The organism is Halomonas alkaliantarctica (assembly GCF_029854215.1).
GTDB lineage: Bacteria > Pseudomonadota > Gammaproteobacteria > Pseudomonadales > Halomonadaceae > Vreelandella > Vreelandella alkaliantarctica_A.
This window is the reverse complement of the sequence record NZ_CP122961.1, coordinates 2,333,395-2,351,587: the sequence shown is the minus strand read 5'-3', so window position 1 is coordinate 2,351,587 and position 18,193 is coordinate 2,333,395. Positions and strand designations below refer to the sequence as shown.

General features: G+C 53.4%; 14 protein-coding genes. 9 read left to right on the top strand and 5 right to left on the bottom strand.

The window, feature by feature from the left end; all coding sequences use genetic code 11:
- Nucleotides 1–52 precede the first annotated feature (52 nt).
- The 5 genes from QEN58_RS10760 to QEN58_RS10740 all read right to left on the bottom strand — a co-directional run bounded on the left by QEN58_RS10760 (nt 53) and on the right by QEN58_RS10740 (nt 7,469).
- Nucleotides 53–463, bottom strand: coding sequence for a hypothetical protein (locus QEN58_RS10760; protein ID WP_280103666.1), 411 nt, complete (start codon nt 461–463; stop codon nt 53–55).
- On the bottom strand, nt 453–1,703 hold the full coding sequence (gene pgaC / locus QEN58_RS10755; RefSeq protein WP_280103665.1) for a poly-beta-1,6-N-acetyl-D-glucosamine synthase: 1,251 nt from the start codon (nt 1,701–1,703) through the stop codon (nt 453–455). The genes QEN58_RS10760 and pgaC overlap by 11 nt, the downstream gene beginning before the upstream one ends.
- Nucleotides 1,700–3,661: a poly-beta-1,6-N-acetyl-D-glucosamine N-deacetylase PgaB gene (gene pgaB / locus QEN58_RS10750; protein WP_280103664.1), complete on the bottom strand. Its 1,962-nt coding sequence runs from the start codon at nt 3,659–3,661 to the stop codon at nt 1,700–1,702. The genes pgaC and pgaB overlap by 4 nt, the downstream gene beginning before the upstream one ends.
- On the bottom strand, nt 3,658–6,087 hold the full coding sequence (gene pgaA, locus QEN58_RS10745) for a poly-beta-1,6 N-acetyl-D-glucosamine export porin PgaA (RefSeq protein ID WP_280103663.1): 2,430 nt from the start codon (nt 6,085–6,087) through the stop codon (nt 3,658–3,660). Before pgaA ends, pgaB begins: the two co-directional genes overlap by 4 nt.
- 491 nt (nt 6,088–6,578) lie before the next feature.
- Nucleotides 6,579–7,469 (bottom strand): LysR family transcriptional regulator, encoded by an 891-nt coding sequence (locus QEN58_RS10740; protein ID WP_280103662.1) that lies wholly within the window; start codon nt 7,467–7,469, stop codon nt 6,579–6,581.
- 158 nt (nt 7,470–7,627) lie between these two features.
- Between QEN58_RS10740 and leuC the strand changes: the two genes are divergently transcribed.
- The 9 genes from leuC (at nt 7,628) to trpA (ending at nt 18,134) form a co-directional block, all read left to right on the top strand.
- Entirely contained in the window at nt 7,628–9,079 is a 1,452-nt protein-coding gene (gene leuC / locus QEN58_RS10735) for a 3-isopropylmalate dehydratase large subunit (protein WP_280103661.1), read from the top strand.
- Nucleotides 9,080–9,082: 3 nt separating this feature from the next.
- The gene (gene leuD, locus QEN58_RS10730; RefSeq protein WP_280103660.1) at nt 9,083–9,730 is read left to right on the top strand and encodes a 3-isopropylmalate dehydratase small subunit; all 648 of its coding nucleotides are present in this window, start codon (nt 9,083–9,085) and stop codon (nt 9,728–9,730) included.
- Between the two features lie 99 nt (nt 9,731–9,829).
- Entirely contained in the window at nt 9,830–10,909 is a 1,080-nt protein-coding gene (leuB, locus tag QEN58_RS10725; protein ID WP_280103659.1) for a 3-isopropylmalate dehydrogenase, read from the top strand.
- A 72-nt stretch (nt 10,910–10,981) separates the two neighbouring features.
- Nucleotides 10,982–12,094, top strand: coding sequence for an aspartate-semialdehyde dehydrogenase (gene asd / locus QEN58_RS10720; protein WP_280103658.1), 1,113 nt, complete (start codon nt 10,982–10,984; stop codon nt 12,092–12,094).
- Nucleotides 12,095–12,276: 182 nt separating this feature from the next.
- The gene (locus QEN58_RS10715) at nt 12,277–14,346 is read left to right on the top strand and encodes a type IV pilus assembly protein FimV (protein ID WP_280103657.1); all 2,070 of its coding nucleotides are present in this window, start codon (nt 12,277–12,279) and stop codon (nt 14,344–14,346) included.
- A gap of 9 nt (nt 14,347–14,355) precedes the next feature.
- Nucleotides 14,356–15,288, top strand: coding sequence for a tRNA pseudouridine(38-40) synthase TruA (gene truA / locus QEN58_RS10710; protein WP_280103656.1), 933 nt, complete (start codon nt 14,356–14,358; stop codon nt 15,286–15,288).
- Nucleotides 15,289–15,290: 2 nt separating this feature from the next.
- Nucleotides 15,291–15,929, top strand: coding sequence for a phosphoribosylanthranilate isomerase (locus QEN58_RS10705; RefSeq protein WP_280103655.1), 639 nt, complete (start codon nt 15,291–15,293; stop codon nt 15,927–15,929).
- A 189-nt stretch (nt 15,930–16,118) separates the two neighbouring features.
- The gene (gene trpB / locus QEN58_RS10700) at nt 16,119–17,306 is read left to right on the top strand and encodes a tryptophan synthase subunit beta (RefSeq protein ID WP_171051224.1); all 1,188 of its coding nucleotides are present in this window, start codon (nt 16,119–16,121) and stop codon (nt 17,304–17,306) included.
- 24 nt (nt 17,307–17,330) lie between these two features.
- A complete protein-coding gene (gene trpA / locus QEN58_RS10695) occupies nt 17,331–18,134 on the top strand; it encodes a tryptophan synthase subunit alpha (protein ID WP_280103654.1) in 804 nt (267 codons plus the stop codon).
- Nucleotides 18,135–18,193: the final 59 nt, after the last annotated feature.

Below are 18,193 nucleotides of genomic sequence, written 5' to 3'. Positions count from 1 at the left end.
GAAGTGCTTTCCATTCAGGCCTTGAGGCCTGAATGGAATGTCGCATGCTGGTTTAGTTAGTTGCTTGGCTGGGAATGCCGACTTTTTCTTGTTCGTGCATTTGGTAGTTTTCGATTTTGTTGTCTATCTCGTTGTCCGTATCGTTCTCTATTGTCAGCGTTGGCTGCTGGAAGTGGCGCAGCTGCCGTTTTACGTAACGGGTGTAAAGATATTTGTTATAAACGGCCCAGCAGTGAAACGTCAGGAAGGTAACGACAAAACCGACCAGGACTATTTTTAACATGATCGATCCAATTAGCTGTTCAAGGATTGCCTCTTCCACGATGAAGAACGTATACGTCCTGGTCATCACTAGGATCCACAGTGCGAGGGTGGCAAGGGTGATTAAGGTATCGCGGGATCGGTAGCCCCATCCTTTCTGGCAGGGGTTGTCGATGATAACGGGCATTAGTTTATTGTTCATGGAATTGCTCCCCTCGGTCCGGACTAGTCCAGGTGGCGTGCCTTCCCTTTTGTCGCATCATGGCTTTGGGAAAGGCGATTACGACGGTGACCATATTGATGATCCAATAGGCGAACGGGTACCAGATACTCCAGTAAACACAGCGGAATATCTCTTTGTCGTAGCGACTGTCAATATAGAAACTGACAGTGAACTGGATAAAGCTTATGGCGATCAGGATGCTGCCAAAATAGGTGAGCAACTGCGCAGTGATGGGCCATGCCATTGGCGCTACAACTTGAGAAACCAGCCAGGCGATCAATAGTGCGATCACGGAGTAGCACCAGGCCACACTGACGATATATTCCAGCATGAGGAGCCAGAAACCGCGGTTTTTCCAGCGAATAGTCTGCGAGAAGTAGCGTAGGAAAACCTCACCGCCACCTTGGGCCCACCGAAGTCGCTGCTTGAAGAGCCCGCGGAGCGTTTCGGGCATAAGGACCCAACACATGGCTCTGGGTTCGTAGCGAACTTGCCCACCTAAAATCTGTAAGCGCCAACTAACATCAATGTCCTCGGTGATCATGTCGGTGTTCCAACCGCCAATTTCTTCCAGTGCTTTACGCCGAAACGCGCAAATGACACCAGAAATGGTGAATACCATTCCGTATATCCGCTGTGCACGTTTGATCAGGCCGATAATGGCGGAAAACTCGCCGGTTTGAATCTTGCCGATAGCGGTGGAGCGGGTTCTCACCCTGGGGTTTCCGGTAACCCCGCTCACCTTTGGGCTGCTAATAAAATGGCCAACCATATAGCCAATGGCGTCGTAGTCGAGTATCGCGTCACCATCGATCCCGACGATGATGTCGCCGGTGGCCTGACTTAATCCATTATTCAAGGCACTAGCTTTGCCTTGATTGTCTTGGTGGAGCACGGTTAACGCGGGGTATTCCAGCGCTAAAGCATCGAGTCGGCTGGCGGTGTCATCTTTGCTGCCATCGTTAATGGCGATAACTTCCATGCTTGGGTAGTTCTGTTTGAAAAGGTGATGAACCGTTTCATCCACATTGTCTCCTTCGTTATAACAGGGCAGAAGCACTGTGACGCTAGGGGTGTTTTCGTCCCATACAAACGTGTTGGGCCAGGGCTGCTTGCGCTCCCAATGAACGTAGAAGTAGATACCTCCACAGATCCATATGGTCGCCATTAAACTGGGATAGCCCAGGGTGAAGACCGCCAGAGAGTCGAGTATGTTCATGGGGTGGCCTTAAACCGACGTCCGTTGGAGAACACTGGTCTCATCACATTGATATCAGGATGGTTTTCAATAAAATTGTCCGGATAATAACCAATGTGCTTGATGCCTTCTTCACGCAATATGCGCACCCATTCGGCGATCTCCTTGCTGGGGATGGGAGTTTGGGTATTCCAATTTTGGGTTTGTAGTTCGAACACCAGTTGATCCGCACGTACCTGCGCCAATGAACGCTGTGCAAGGCTTCTTAGCCATTCATTGGGATTTTCCGCTTCTTCCATGTAGGGCATGGCCATGAGTGCAACGTAGTCGTAGCTATTGGCGAAGCTTTGAATATCTTGGGCAAACCAGCGTTGGCTTTCTGGCTCCATCACTGTGACGGCATAGATATTGCGCGAAGTGGTAAACTCTTTATTGTCGACCTGACGATAGTAGTTAGCCGCCTGAGCCAGCTCGTCTGTGAAATCATTCAGGTAGTCGGTCTTAAAGCGGGTCCACATGGCCATCAGGTTTTCGTCATTACGGATAGCGTTGATATCGTTGGGCAATGAAGCGCGCTCATAGGCTGCCAAGGCCTCAGGGGTGGCGTCTTCAAAATCGGTAAAGAAGGCGTCATCGTGAAATAGCAAGCCGTCGAACTTGGTTAGTCGGCCAAGATCTAGGTAGATTTCTCGAATGGTGTCGCGGTTTTCTTGTACGTAGGGAGAAAGCCGACGGTATTGATCGGGCGACTCCTGACCAGTTCTTACATCGGTGACGTATTGATAACCAGCCCCCAAGTCAAACGACAGCACCGGCATCCATGCGTAGACCTTTACATTGGCGCGTTTTTTTAACTGCCAAGCGACGCGATTGAAAAGGTCAGCTCTAACCGGTAGGTGGCGGTTGGGGAAGTAAAGCTCATTGGCAACGCCGTCGCCATCGGGGTCTGCATAGGCCTGAAGGTAGACGGTGCTAACGCCGTACTCGGCGATACGCTGGACTAGTTTGTCGAGATTTTGCTCCTGCTGAATGGGGTCAGGGTCATACACATAATCAAGGTCAACATGCACAATACGCAGCTTTTCTAGCTCCCATACGCGGTTGGCAAGAATCTCTTCTATGGTTTCCAGGCTGGTTTCCTGGTCGATGAGATAGCGGTTCATGGTTCGCATGGAGCTGCTAAGCTGATTAGGCTCACCGAGTAGGCTGAAGGTGTAGTCCATGCCATATTCTGCGGCTAGATTGAGCGTCGCTTCACTGTAGGCGCCGTAAGGCCATACCATGATGCGTGGAGATTGGCCTATCTGCTCTTGAAAACGTTGCTGCATTCGCGCCATGTCATCACGTACTCGTTCAAGGTAGGCCGCCTCGCTTTCGTAACCGTTGCGCTCATCCCATATGCTGGTGACGGCGGCCGCTTGCTCGTTGCCCATGGGGTTGCCCTTAACCCCGTAATGCAGGTCATAAGAGTGAGAAGCAATTTCCACCAGGGGAGATTCGGCTAGTGTCTTGACCTGCTCCCAGCTTAAAAAACGTTCGCGGGGTAGGGTGATGTTGCCATAGGGCACCCGCCCGCCAGCAGGCACATCTAGCCAACTGCCGACGACGGCTTGAACGGCGGGGAAGTTATAAAGTTTTAGTAACGGAAAGACGATATCGTAGAAGCTGCGATAGCCATCATCGAAGGTCAGCAGCACGGCTTTTTCGGGCAGGGGTGGCCCACCCGCTTTGGCATCAATAATTTGTTGCAAACTTACCGGGTTATAACCACCTACGGAAATCAGGTTGAAGTGTTCAATTAACAGACTACGGGTGATGGTCTGCGCATAGATATCCAGGTCGGGAGTGACACTGGAATCCACTATATCGTGGTAACTAATCACCACAAAATCATCCGGTGAACGCGCGGCTTGGGCCTGCTGAATATTGACGATAACCAGCAATACCGCACTCAATATAATGACGCGCCAGAGTGTCATAGGAATCTCCATATAAAGCCGGCTGAAATGACGTTGTCGTATTCAGGAACGCCGTCGTACACGGCTCTTTCGCGAGCGATGCCGTATTCGAAATTCACATTGGGGAGTAACTCCCAGCTATGTTGATAGCCAATCGACCAAGTGTTTTCACTGTCGTAATCTTTCTGCCAATAACGACCTGAACCGAGGGAGAATGACTGAATAAAAGACTGACGATAATCAATTGGCGTTTCGTAGCTGACGGTCAGCACACCGGCAAGGCTGGCATCGCGCCGAGGATTGAAATAGCTGGCTTCAATCTCATCATTACGAGAAGCAGACACCTGAACCTCGCCATTAACCTGCCAGCGATCCAGATGGTAGAGGGTTTGGTCCCAGTACCCGTACACAGATTGGCGTAGGTTACTATCGTCAAAGTCGGTAGCCATCACGCCGATTGCACCTGCACCTCGCTCATCGTGGCGATAGGCCAGTTCAGCACGGTAGCGGTCGGCATTAATGCCATCGCTAAGAGCTCGCAGTGGGGTATCGCTGGTGTTGATTTCGACGCCCAGCGTGGTGGAGATGTGATCCGTCGGCGCGTACTGCAGTTCTGCAAGCGCCATGAAATCGTCGTTGAGCTGTGAGCCATGTCCCGCTGCCAGGGTCACTGTGGCAGGGTGTAGATTCCATTCGTAGCCAGCTATGTTGTAAGAGGCATAGAGATTTTCATCATCAAACTCGCCGAACTGACCAATACGCTGCGCGAATGGTCGGGAACCGTTGTCATTGCGAGGTCCTTCCAGCAGCACGTTATAGGTCCACTCCCGGGAAGCCTGGGTGCCACTGCCTTGGCCCTTACTACGCTCAAACGTGCTGCTCAACTGAGGGGCACGCAGTTCGCGCCACTCACGAGCCATATCGTCCCGTGATGCACTTGGTCGGGATTCTGCAATTGCTTTGGCAATTTCGGTGGTTGTTCCTTTCCACTGACCTCGCTGTAAGCGAGAAAGCAGTATCCCGTGTTCTGCGACTTCTTGCCGTTCTGGTGGTAGTAAAGGGATAGCCTGTTGGAAAGACTCTTCGGCTCTTCTTGGCAATCCACGGTCTCGCTCAATATCGCCTTTTATCATCCACAGATAAGGATCTGCAGGCGCTTGAGCCTGGTAGTTTGCCAGTTGTTCGATGGCTTCATCCGTGCGACCACGCCAGGCATCAAGTAATACACCTAGCAGCAATACTTTCTGATAGTTAGGGTTTTCTATACGAACGGTGCGAGTGAAGTCCAAGCGTTGCTCGGGTTCACTGGCGCGCCACTCTTCTAGTAGTCTATCCGCATCGCGAAATCGCTGGGCGTCGGTGTAGCTGTAGAACAGTCCTTCGTTAAGCGGGTCGTCGGGATTTGTGGCCTGCTTAGGGGATTGTCGAATCAGGTTTTCGTAGAGAGTGATAGCCTCCTTTGGGCGACCCATACCATTTAGAGCATGGGCCCTGGCTCGGTCAACATAGCTGGGTAACTGGCCGTTCTGGTTCTTTAATCTTACGGCTAGCGCTTCTGCCTCTGAGAAACGTCTTAATTCGGCCAGTGCTACTACTTTGTCGTACTCGGCGATAGTGATAAGCTCTTGAGGGGCTCCCTCATTACTCAGCACGCTATTTAACTGTGCCAAGCCGTTGCGAGTTCTGGTCGGCTGGTCGGTATGAATACCCAGGCGTATGTCGGTTACACCTTCATAATAAGTAAGCCAAAGGCGGTCATTTTCGGAGAAGACTTCAGGGTTGGTTTGCATAATACGGCGCGCTGCAGAGCTGGCGCCCAAGCCGACCGCCAGTCGATAAAGTGCATGCAGTTCACTTGTATTGCTAGGATCTTGCGCGACCAATGCTTGGCGGGCATCCAGTTCTTGTACGGCATTAGCTGTTCGAGAGGCTAGATAGCCCCTTGCTTCAAGGCCCGCCTCCGTCGTCGAACCAGCTACTTGGTTGTACTGCTGTAGGGATACATCCGCCAGCGTATAGTTGCCCATATCGGTATGGACTAACGCTTGACCAAGCCAACCTTGCGCATTGGATGGATCGCGATAGGTGAGCGTTCGAAACAGCTCTAGTGCCTGATCATAATCACCTGCGCTACGTGCAGCACCCGCTAGATTGGCAAGTTCTGAATCACTGTAGTTTTCCGTTTGGCACCAACTGCAAACCGCCAATGCTTCCTGGTGGCGTCCGGCTCGAACCAGTAGCGCGACTAAATCTTCACGCACGCGGACATCGCGTGTTTGGTGATAAAGCGTCTGTAAACCTTCAATTGATGTTTCCAGAGCCCCCTGACGTGCTTGGATAACCAGTGCTTCGCGTTGCGCGTCGATCGTCGTCTGCCCATATGCCACGCCCGACGTTAGGCAGGCGATTAGACAAATCGGCAGGAGGGAGCTAGGACGGTTATGCATGTTGATATTCCTACCCTGGATGAAAATGACGACACATTTGTAAGTAAATGTATCTTTTCAGTGTATAGGAGTACCTTTGAGTAAAAATTGGACAAAAACGTGAACTTGAAGAGGAATATCATCAGTAAAAGAACCTAGAAAATTCATCAATACCTCATGAGAACGATCCCTAGGCCTGTGGTTGTAGGCTTTGTCGTTATAGTAAAAAATTATGGTTCCTCTTAAATCAGTTTTAACCAGTTCTGATCTATCCTGATGTTAAGGTTTTTACGACAAACTGTTCAGCTAGAAACTTAATCAAAAGTTACATAAATTTACGAAGAGGGCGGGTATGGCAAAGACTATTCATCATCAGGGCGCTTGTCTGTTACCCATTGGCAGAAAAAACCAAGCAGCTAACGGGTGAAGAGGTATTTGCTCAATACAGTGAGTAATAGCGATTAATGAATAGCCATGTCAGGAGAAGTGATTTAAGCCCTTCATGATGACTCTTAATGTTGCCTAGCGGCTTCAAGCTGTTCGATCATGCTACGTGCTGCATTAGAAAGGGTTCGATTGGTATGCACTAAATACCCTAACGGGCGGTGGATGGGAGCAGTGTCTACTTCAATCTCTACTAGCTCGCTGTCGATCATTTTTTCCGGCAGCAGGCTCCAGCCTAATCCTACACCGCACATCATTTTTAGCGTCTCTAAATAGTTGGTCGCCATACTCACCGGCAGTTTTAGCCCTGCTTCAATGAAGCGTTGCTCAATGAGTGAACCGGTAAAGGTTTTTGCGCCGGGCATTACGCAGTTGAACTCGCACAGATCGGCCAGTGACAGTAGGCTTTGAGAGGCCGGGGTTTGGTTGGCAAGTGGGTGGTCAATCGCACAGGTAAAGCAGAGCCGGTCACGCCATAGTTCGACCACCTCCAACTGCTCATGAGGGTGGGGAGCGAGAGTTACCACGGCCATTTCCAGGGTGCCATCCAGTACCCCCTGGTAAGCCTGCTCGGAATCCAAAAAATGCAGGTCGAGTTCGACTTCCGGATGGCGCTGGGTGTACTGCTTTAATAGCGGAGGTAAGCGGTGCAGGCCAATATGATGGCTGGTGGCCAGGATAAGCTTGCCGCCCACTTGGCCAGAAAGATTGGCTAGCGCCCGGCGGCTGTCCTCAACGGTAAATAGAATGCGCCGCGCTTGGGGCATCAGCACATTACCCGCTTCAGTTAACGCAATACGCCGACCAATGCGGTCAAACAGCCGTGCACCTACCTGGGATTCTAAGGTAGCGATGCGTTTGCTGACGGCAGGCTGAGTAAGGTGAAGCTGTTCCGCCGCGCGGGAGAAACTTTGCGTATCGGCGACAGCCAGAAAGGCTTGTAGGCTTTGGGTATCCACTCACGCATCCTTGAATAGCTATTCCTATTTGGAATCTAATCTATGAATAACATGAATTGCTTTTATGCGCGAGTCGCGTAACACTCATGCTATTGCCATATAAGCAGCACAAAGAGGCTGCCATACCGAACTAGCAGGGCACTGCCCAGGAGAGCCATATGTCAGGTCAAACCCTTTACGATAAACTCTGGAATCAGCACTTGGTTAAACAGCGTGACGACGGCACCGCGTTGATTTATATCGACCGCCAGCTGCTTCACGAAGTGACTTCGCCTCAAGCGTTTGAAGGTCTGCGTTTAGCTAATCGTAAGCCGTGGCGCTTGGATGCCAACTTGGCTACGCCCGATCACAACGTGCCCACCACGGTGAAGGAGCGTGCCGAGGGTAACAGCGGCATTAAAGACCCAGTATCGCTGATTCAGGTGCAAACTCTGGATGACAACTGCCTTGAGTACGGCATCGAAGAGTTCAAAATCAACGACCCGCGTCAGGGTATTGTGCATGTGGTTGGCCCTGAGCAGGGCGCAACACTGCCGGGTATGACCGTGGTATGTGGCGACTCCCATACCGCTACCCACGGTGCCTTTGGCGCCTTGGCCCACGGTATTGGCACCTCTGAAGTCGAGCACGTCATGGCGACCCAGTGCTTGCTGGCGCAAAAAATGAAGAACATGCAGGTGCGGGTCGAAGGCGAGCTGGGCCTGGGTGTAACAGCAAAAGATGTTGTGCTGGCCATAATTGGTAAAATCGGTACTGCTGGCGGTACCGGCTACGCCATTGAATTTGCAGGTAGCGCGATTGCCTCGCTCTCTATGGAAGGGCGCATGACCGTGTGCAACATGGCTATTGAAGCTGGCGCACGGGTAGGTTTGATCGCCGTTGACGAGACCACCATTGATTACTTGGCCAAGCGCCCCTTTGCGCCTACCGCAGAGCAGTGGGAGGCCGCGGTAGCCGACTGGCGCAAACTTGTCTCTGACGACGATGCGAAGTTCGATAAAGTTGTTACTTTGCAAGCTGAAGAGATCGAACCACAGGTGAGCTGGGGCACCAGCCCGGAAATGGTCACCGGTATTTCTGGCCAGGTGCCTGATCCCAGCGCGGCGCTGGATGAAACCGTTCAGCGCAGCCACACTCGTGCCTTAGAGTACATGGGCCTTCACGCTAATCAGAAAATCACTGATATCAAACTGGATAAAATCTTTATCGGCTCCTGCACCAACTCTCGCATCGAAGATCTGCGCGAAGCCGCCAAAGTCGCCAAAGGCAATAAAGTGGCTGATTCCATCAAGTTGGCCATGGTGGTGCCGGGTTCCGGCTTAGTGAAGCGTCAAGCTGAAGCGGAAGGTTTGGATAAGATTTTCATTGAAGCAGGTTTTGAGTGGCGCGAGCCGGGCTGCTCCATGTGTTTGGCTATGAACGCGGATAAGCTGGGTGCCGGTGAGCACTGCGCTTCTACTTCTAACCGCAACTTTGAAGGGCGTCAGGGCTACGGTGGCCGCACGCACCTTGTCAGCCCCGCCATGGCAGCGGCAGCGGCGATTGCCGGTCATTTTGTTGACGTTCGTAGCTTGCCTGCCAACGACGCCACTCACGCACAGGAGGCCTAAGCCATGAAAAAATTTGAACGTTTTGAAGGCGTGGTAGCACCCCTTGACCGCGCCAACGTCGACACCGATTTGATTATCCCCAAGCAGTTTTTGAAGTCGATCAAGCGTACCGGCTTCGGCGTTAACTTATTCGACGAACTGCGTTACCTGGATGAAGGCCAGCCGGGTCAGGACTGCTCACAGCGCCCGCTGAACCCTGATTTTGTCTTGAACCAGCCGCGTTTCAAAGGCGCGGAAGTGCTACTTGCTCGGCGTAACTTTGGTTGCGGCAGCTCTCGTGAGCACGCGCCTTGGGCGCTGGAAGACTTCGGTTTCAAGGTAGTGATTGCCCCCAGTTTTGCCGATATCTTCTATAACAACTCGTTCAAGAACGGCATTTTGCTGATCACCTTCTCAGAAGAAGTAGTCGATCGCCTGTTTGCCGAGGTGGACGCCAACGAAGGCTACCAGTTGGATGTGGACTTAGAGAACCAGCGGGTCATTACCCCCAGCGGCGAGATTTTAGAGTTTGAAGTGGATGAGTTCCGCAAGCACTGCCTGCTGGAAGGGTTGGACGATATCGGCCTGACGCTAAAAGACGAAGACGCCATTCGTGCCTTTGAACAGAAACATAAAACCGCACGCCCCTGGCTGTTCCGGCAATCTGCCTAAACGCTTTCCAGTTTTCACAGTAAGTTTGATAGCGCGTTGTAACCCCATTGCAACGTGCAAAGCGGCCAAAGTCGCTCGATAACACGTTAAGGATTTAGCATGACTCATAAGGTACTACTGCTGCCGGGTGACGGTATTGGCCCCGAGATTGCTGCTCAGGCGGCACGCTTGTTGAAAGCTTGCCAAGAAGCGGGCCTGGATATTGAAGTAGAAGAGGGCTTGGTGGGTGGCTCCGCTTACGATGTTCATGGCGAGCCACTGCCCGCAGAAACCCTCGCAAAAGCCAAAGCAGCCAGTGCGATTTTATTGGGCGCAGTGGGCGGCCCCAAGTGGGACAAAATCGAAGACCTCTCCAAGCGCCCTGAAAAAGGGCTGCTGGGCCTGCGCAAAAATCTGGGGTTATTCGGCAACCTGCGCCCAGCGATGCTTTACCCGCAGTTGGCCAGCGCCTCCAGCCTCAAACCTGAATTAGTTGCCGGGCTGGATATTATGATCGTCCGCGAGCTCACTGGCGGCATTTACTTCGGCCAGCCCCGTGGCATTGAAGTACGCAACGGCGAAAGGGTCGGCTTTAACACCTATATCTATTCTGAAAGCGAAATTGAGCGCATTGGTCGTGTCGCATTCGAGATGGCCCAAAAGCGCGGCAAGAAGCTCTGTTCAGTGGACAAAGCTAACGTACTGGAAGTCACCATCTTGTGGCGTGAAGTGATGGAGCGTTTAGCGCCCGAATACCCGGACGTTGAGCTTTCCCATATGTACGTCGATAACGCCGCCATGCAGTTGGTGCGCGCACCCAAGCAGTTTGACGTAGTGGTCACCGGCAATATGTTTGGCGATATTCTCTCTGACGCTGCCGCGATGCTTACCGGGTCTATCGGTATGCTGCCTTCTGCGTCGCTTAACGAAAGCGGTCAAGGCATGTACGAGCCATGCCACGGCAGCGCGCCTGATATCGCTGGTCAGAACGTAGCGAATCCATTAGCCATGATGCTCTCAGTGGCCATGATGCTGCGCTACTCGCTGAATGAAAATGCTCTGGCGGAGCGTATTGAAGCCGCTGTGGGCAGCGTGCTGGACGATGGCCTTCGTACCGCGGATATCGCATCTACCGGTATGCAAACCATTGGCACCGATGCCATGGGCGATGCGGTATTGGCAGCGTTTGCTAAACAGTAACAGTAGCTTCAAAAAATCAGAGTAAAGAATTGTGTATAATACCAAGACTCATTCTTTGCAGGAGGACTTCATATGTTGAAAGTCGGTTTCGTGGGATGGCGCGGCATGGTGGGCTCTGTATTAATGCAGCGCATGCTGGAAGATGGTGATTTTAACGGCATTGAGCCGGTGTTCTTCACCACCTCCCAGGTTGGCCAGCCCGGCCCCGATATCGGTGTAGATGTGCCTCCGCTTAAAGACGCCTTTGATATTGAAGCGCTCAAAGCGCTGGATGTCATCGTGACCTGCCAGGGCGGTGACTACACCAAACCCGTCTATAAAGATCTGCGTAACGCAGGCTGGAAAGGCTACTGGGTTGACGCCGCCAGCACCCTGCGTATGGAAGATGAAGCGACGATCGTGCTAGACCCGGTCAACCGCAAGGTGATCGACGACCAGCTAGCTAAAGGCGCCAAAACCTTTGTGGGCGGCAACTGCACCGTGAGCCTGATGTTGATGGGCTTGGGCGGTTTGTTCGAAGCCGATATGGTGGAATGGATGACCTCCATGACCTACCAAGCGGCCTCAGGCTCCGGTGCCAAGCACATGCGCGAGCTGTTGAACCAAATGGGTCAACTGCACGACAGCGTTGGTGAGGAGCTGAAGGATACGTCCAGTGCGATTCTGGATATCGATCGTAAAGTAACGGCTGCCATGCGCAGCGGTAGCTTCCCGACCGAAAACTTTGCCGCACCATTGGCGGGTAGCCTGCTGCCGTGGATCGATACCAAGCTGGACAACGGCCAGAGCCGCGAAGAGTGGAAGGGCAGCGTTGAGACCAACAAGATTCTTGGCCTCGACAACAACCCGATTCCCATCGATGGCCTGTGTGTGCGTATCGGCGCGATGCGTTCGCACAGCCAAGCGTTCACTATCAAACTGAAGCACGATGTGCCGCTGGATGAGATCGAAGATCGCATCGCCAAGCACAACGAGTGGGTAAAGCTGATTCCTAACGATAAAGACGCCACCATTGCTGGCTTAACGCCTGCAGCTGCCACTGGCACGCTGCAAGTGCCGGTTGGCCGCCTGCGTAAGATGCAAATGGGCGGTGAATACCTCTCAGCATTTAGCGTGGGTGACCAGTTGCTGTGGGGCGCAGCAGAGCCGCTTAAGCGTATGCTGAAGATTCTACGCGAACAGTAATTATCTGTTGTTGTACGCCAGTCGGAAACGGGAAGCTGTTCGCAGCTTCCCGTTTTTTTACGTTGCTATCTATCACGGTAGTGGGCAAAACAGCGTTATTTCGTTAAGTTATGATAAAACAGACGTAATACAATAAGCTTGCATGAATAGTAAAAAAGTAAGTAAGCGATCAGGGAACATTCATGAAAAAAACACTGACATGGATTACATGGCTCTCGTTGAGTGCAGTGAGTCCTATAGCGCTCGCCGTTAGCTTGGGGCAGGCGAGTGTCAGCTCATACCTGAATGCGCCTTTAGATGCTTCGATCCCTCTACTCGAAAGCAGTGATTACGCCCTTGACGATATCCGTGTCAGTGTTGCCGAGCAGTCAGCGTTTGCCGCAGCAGGCCTTGAATGGACGCCTTTAGCCGCCAATGTACGCGCTCAGGTTGTCGAGCACCAGGGGCAGTGGCAGGTGCGTTTACGTTCTGAACAAACGGTGCAAGAACCCTGGCTGGATTTGCTGTTGACGGTTGAATTTCCAGGCGGGCAACAGTTTCGCGACATAACATTACTGTTTGATCCCCAAGGCTACTCTCAGAATCAAGCGCTGGCTCAAAATGTTGTCCCCAGCCCGCCAGCGGCAAGCAATGCCACTACGCCCCCGGTTGTTCAGTCTAGATCAACTCCGCCGTCTAGTGCCTATGTAGGCAATGGCGATACGCTATGGGGCGTTGCCGAGCGTATTAAACCCGACGAGGTGAGCGTACAGCAGATGATGATGGCGCTGCTGGAGGCCAACCCTAACGCCTTTTCATCAGGCAATATAAATGACATGCGTGCAGGGCAAACGCTAAGCGTACCTGGCGCTGAGCGCATTTTGGCGCGCTCTCACGACGATGCCGACGCTGCTATCAAAGCGATGAATGACGCTTGGCGGAATCGCCGCAATGGCTCTTTGCAAACAGTGGCGCTACCGGAGGTTGACGCCGTCGCGCCCGTTTCTGATACCTCCATAGCCGCCGCCCAAGCGCTTCAGGCTAACGAGCCAAGCAATCCGGATAGCGCGCTCGCCGCTGGTGGTTCAGAATCAGTCGTGCCAGAAGCAGTCGATCAAGTCGCGATTGAAGAGGGTGTCAATGAGCCTGAAGCGTTAACCCGTGCAGAGCTAACAGAGCAACTACGCCTAAGCCAAGCGACGCTTCAGCAGGTACTTGAAGAGCGTGAGTTGATGCGCGCAGAACTCAACGAGCTGCGTGGCGAAGTTGCCTCGCTGACTCAAGCGCTAAGCGATGCGTTGGCTGCTCAAGAGCAAACTCCAGCGCCACTCGTTGCCAGCATGGACGAAACGGATAGCCCAGATGTGGCTGCCTTAATTGAGCGCTACCAGTGGCCTTTGGCGTTGGCTGCCATCGCAATGCTGTTGGCGTTGTTGGTATGGCTACGTAAGCGCCGTGAAGAGACTTGGGAAGATGTCCCGCTCGCTGAACCTGTCGTTAGTCCAACGGTTTCGCCTAGCGCAGCGCCCAAGGCAACGCCTATGCCGGAGGCTGTTCCTGTCACTTACCCAGCGCATACCAATGAGGGTGACGTTGAAAAGCCTCATAATGACAGTGGCCAATCGACAGCACCTCAAAACGAGTCTGAAGTTGAGCTAGATACCGAATCCGAGCCCAAGGTTGAGAGCGAAGTACCTACCATTAATAACCCCGCCCCAACAGTAGATACTGATCAGTGGCTAGTCGACGATCAAGGCCAGGCGCCATCGCAAGATAAACCTCTTCGCTTTGAAAATAGCCAGGCATCGGGGCTAGTAGAGCAGGGACGTCAGCGGCGGCTGGGGCTACACGTTGTTTCCAATGACAGTTCTGACAATGTCGGTTTAGCACCGCCGCCGAGTTCTATGCCCATGAGCCAACTGCTGGCTTCTCTCGGTACCGGTGTGCCTGCTACTGAGCCTGCGGCGGCTAATGCTCATGTGCAGCAAACCGACAACCCTTCTGAAACAGCAGAGGATCCCGGCCATCGCTTTATCGATTACCACCCGCCGATTTTAAACAGCACATTAAGCAGCGCTTCAAACAGCCAGAGCGGGCTGCGTACCGAAACCCCCATGCAGCCCACGGTAGAGTTCTCCAGGGAGACGGTTGTCGATCCGGTACCAGCCGCGAAACAGTCGCGTAGACCTATTGAAGATGAATGGGAAATTGAAGAGGTAGCATTCAAGCCGCGAGGCCTGGATAATAGCGATCCTTCAAAATCTTCAAAATGATGTGGCTTGATGACGCTGTTCTATCACTTCGATGAGAAAACTCCGCTTACCGGCCGCTTGGCAATGGGTATCGAGTACGACGGTACCCGCTACTGCGGCTTTCAGCGCTTAAACCACGCCGCATCGGTTCAGGCGTCGTTAGAGGATGCGCTATCCAAAGTGGCCAATGAACCCATCCGGGTGAGTGCCAGTGGGCGCACCGATTCGGGAGTGCATGCAACCCGTCAGATCGTGCATTTTGACCCGCCGGTAGGGCGTTCAGAAAAAGCCTGGATTTTTGGCGCTAACACCCATTTACCCCGCGACATAGCCGTGCGCTGGGTGAAACCAGTGGGCGATGACTTTCATTCACGCCTATGCGCCTTGGGGCGCCGCTACCGCTATGTGCTGCTGAATCAGATCAGCCGCCCGGTATTGGAGCGGGCCAATGTGACCTGGTGCCGCGACCCCTTAGACGCCGATGCCATGCACCGGGCCGCCCAAGCGCTGGTCGGGGAGCACGATTTTTCCAGTTTCCGTGCCGCGGGCTGTCAGTCCAAAACCCCCTGGCGGCATATGCACTTTGTGGACGTAAAGCGCTACGGCCAGTTGGTGATGATCGATATTCAAGGCAATGCGTTCTTACACCATATGATTCGCAACATTGCCGGAGCGTTAGTGAGCGTAGGGCGCGGTGCCCAGGAGGAAGCTTATATTGGTGAACTCTTAGCGCTTAAAAACCGTCGTAAAGGGGATGTTACGGCTCCCGCCTGCGGGCTGCATTTTGTCGATTCGGTTTACGATGAGCGCTTTGATTTGCCTAAAGAGCCGTTGGGGCCGCATCTGCTCTCGTTTACCGGAGAGTGGACAGGAGAGCGCGAGCTTCCTGATACGCCCCGGGTGGCCTATCGGCGCAATCGCTCGCTGCGTAACCCGGCAGCTACCCCTGAACAGGAGGCGTAGTCATGAGGTCTGCTCCGCTAACCCGCACCCGCATTAAGTTCTGTGGTTTTACCCGTGCTGAGGATATTGACCGCGCAGTGGCGCTGGGCGTGGACGCATTGGGTTTTGTAATGTGGCCCAAAAGTGCGCGCAGTGTGAGTGTTGAACAACTAGCGGCGCTCTCTGCCCGCGTGCCCGCATTCGTTACCCGCGTGGGACTGTTTGTCGACCAGCCTACTGAGCTCATTGAGCAGTGCTCGCCCTACCTCGATATGCTTCAGTTTCATGGCAATGAAACGCCCGATGAGTGCCAGCGCTTTTCGTTACCCTGGATGAAAGCGTTGCGCATGCGGGATCAGATAGATCTCGTTCATGAGGCAGAGCGCTATCATCACGCCCAGGCGCTGCTGCTTGACGCCTATCGACCAGGAACACCGGGTGGCACGGGGGAGACCTTTGATTGGTCGAGAATCCCCGCAAATCTTGCAAAACCTGTTATCCTCGCCGGTGGGTTGAGTGCTGATAACATTGCTGATGCTGTGCGTCAGGTAGCGCCTTACGCCGTAGATGTGTCGGGCGGTATTGAAGCCTCCCACGGCTGTAAAGATGCTGACAAGATGGCATCTTTCGTCCGTCACGTGGCGTTGGCCGACATCCGTTAGCGTTCGCCGCATAAGTTTATGTGCGACTAGTTTGTGTGTAATTTATACGTATTGCTTATAGGTATTTTATCGAGCTACGTGTTTACGACGTTCATTTATTGTTTGCCTGTTCTGGCGATCTTGTGAGGTATCCCTGTGACTGTTTCTGCGACGCCTGCACCAAAAACCAAGTTCAGCGATCTGACCCGAATGCCGGATGCCCGCGGTCATTTTGGCCCTTACGGCGGTCGGTTTGTGTCAGAGACACTGAGCTTTGCGTTGGAAGAGTTGGAGAAAACCTACTTAAGCCTGCGTGATGATCCCGACTTCCAGGCCGAGTTTGACTACGATCTTGCCCACTACGTGGGTCGTCCGTCACCGCTGTACCACGCCAAACGTTGGTCGGCGAGTCTTGGGGGCGCACAGATTTGGTTGAAGCGCGAAGATTTGAACCACACCGGCGCCCACAAGGTAAACAACACCATTGGTCAGGCACTGCTGGCCAAAAAAACCGGCAAACCACGTATTATCGCTGAGACCGGGGCGGGCCAGCATGGCGTTGCTTCGGCGACCGTGGCCGCTCGCCTAGGGCTTGAGTGCGACGTTTATATGGGCGCTGAAGATGTTCAGCGCCAAAAGCTGAACGTGTACCGTATGCGCCTACTGGGCGCACGGGTCATTCCAGTAGAGTCCGGTACCCGTACCCTCAAAGACGCCATGAACGAAGCGCTGCGTGACTGGGTCACCAACGTTGATAACACTTTTTATATCATCGGTACCGTGGCCGGTCCGCACCCTTATCCGCTGCTGGTGCGCGATTTCAACGCCGTGGTAGGGCGTGAAGCGCGCCGCCAGTCGCTGGAGCAAATCGGCCGTCTACCAGACGCACTGATCGCCTGTGTGGGCGGTGGCTCTAACGCCTTGGGTCTGTTCTACCCCTTTGTGGAAGATGACGACGTGGCCATGTATGGCGTTGAAGCCGGTGGCGATGGCGTTGAAACCGGCCGTCACGCGGCACCACTGGCCTCCAATGCGCCGCGCGGCGTGCTGCACGGTAACCGCACCTATTTGATGTCAGATGAAGCCGGCCAGGTATCTGATACGCACTCCATTTCAGCCGGCCTGGATTACCCGGGTGTAGGCCCAGAACACGCGCTGTGGAAAGACGTAGGGCGGGTTTCTTATGTGGCGGCTAACGATAAAGAAGTGCTCGAGGCGTTTCGCGAGCTGACCCATATGGAAGGTATTATGCCTGCCCTTGAGTCGGCCCATGCGTTGGCCCATGCCAAGGTATTGGCGCCTACCATGCGTCCTGACCAGCATATCGTGGTTAACCTCTCCGGGCGTGGCGACAAAGACATCATGACCGTTGCTAAGATTGATGGCATCGAATTTTAAGGTCAGCTTTTTCTAAGGGCGAGCATGAACCGTATTGATCAGCGTTTCAGTGAACTTAAGCAGCAGGGTCGCAAGGCCCTGATCCCTTACATCACCGCAGGTGATCCAGCGCCGCAGTACACCGTGGGGTTTATGCATGCCCTGGTGGAAGCAGGTGCTGATGTGATTGAGCTAGGCGTGCCTTTTTCCGACCCCATGGCGGATGGTCCGGTCATTCAAAAAGCCTGTGAGCGTGCGTTAAAGCAAGGCACACGGCTGGTCGACCTTATGCAGATGGTCAAAGAGTTCCGCCAAACCGACACCTCGACACCGGTTGTGTTAATGGGCTACTTGAATCCCATTGAGCGTATCGGCTACGAAAATTTTGCCGATCAAGCCGCCAGCGTGGGCGTTGACGGTGTGTTAATTGTGGATATGCCGCCTGAAGAGGCCGAAGAAATTGGCCCTCTGCTGAAATCGCGGGATTTAGCGGCGATTTTTCTCGTTGCGCCTACCACTTCTAACGAGCGTGCCGCTACAATATGCGCCCATGGCGAGGGCTACCTCTACTACGTTTCGCTGAAAGGCGTGACCGGTGCCGCCACCCTGAACGCAGACGATGTGGCCGAGCACTTGGCGCCGCTGCGGGGGATGACCGATTTGCCGCTATGTGTTGGTTTCGGTATCCGCGATGGTGTGACGGCTGCTGAAGTAGCTAAAGTCGCCGACGGTGTGATTGTAGGTAGCGCTTTGGTTAATCGCATCGCTGAAAGTGTCGATGCACCAGAAACCATTGCGGGCCAGTTGAAAAGTGTATTAGCAGAGATGCGTACGGCGATGGATGCCTAAGGCAAAATGCTTTATCGCCTATAATACTGATTAGATTCACGACACTCATCAAGCCTGGT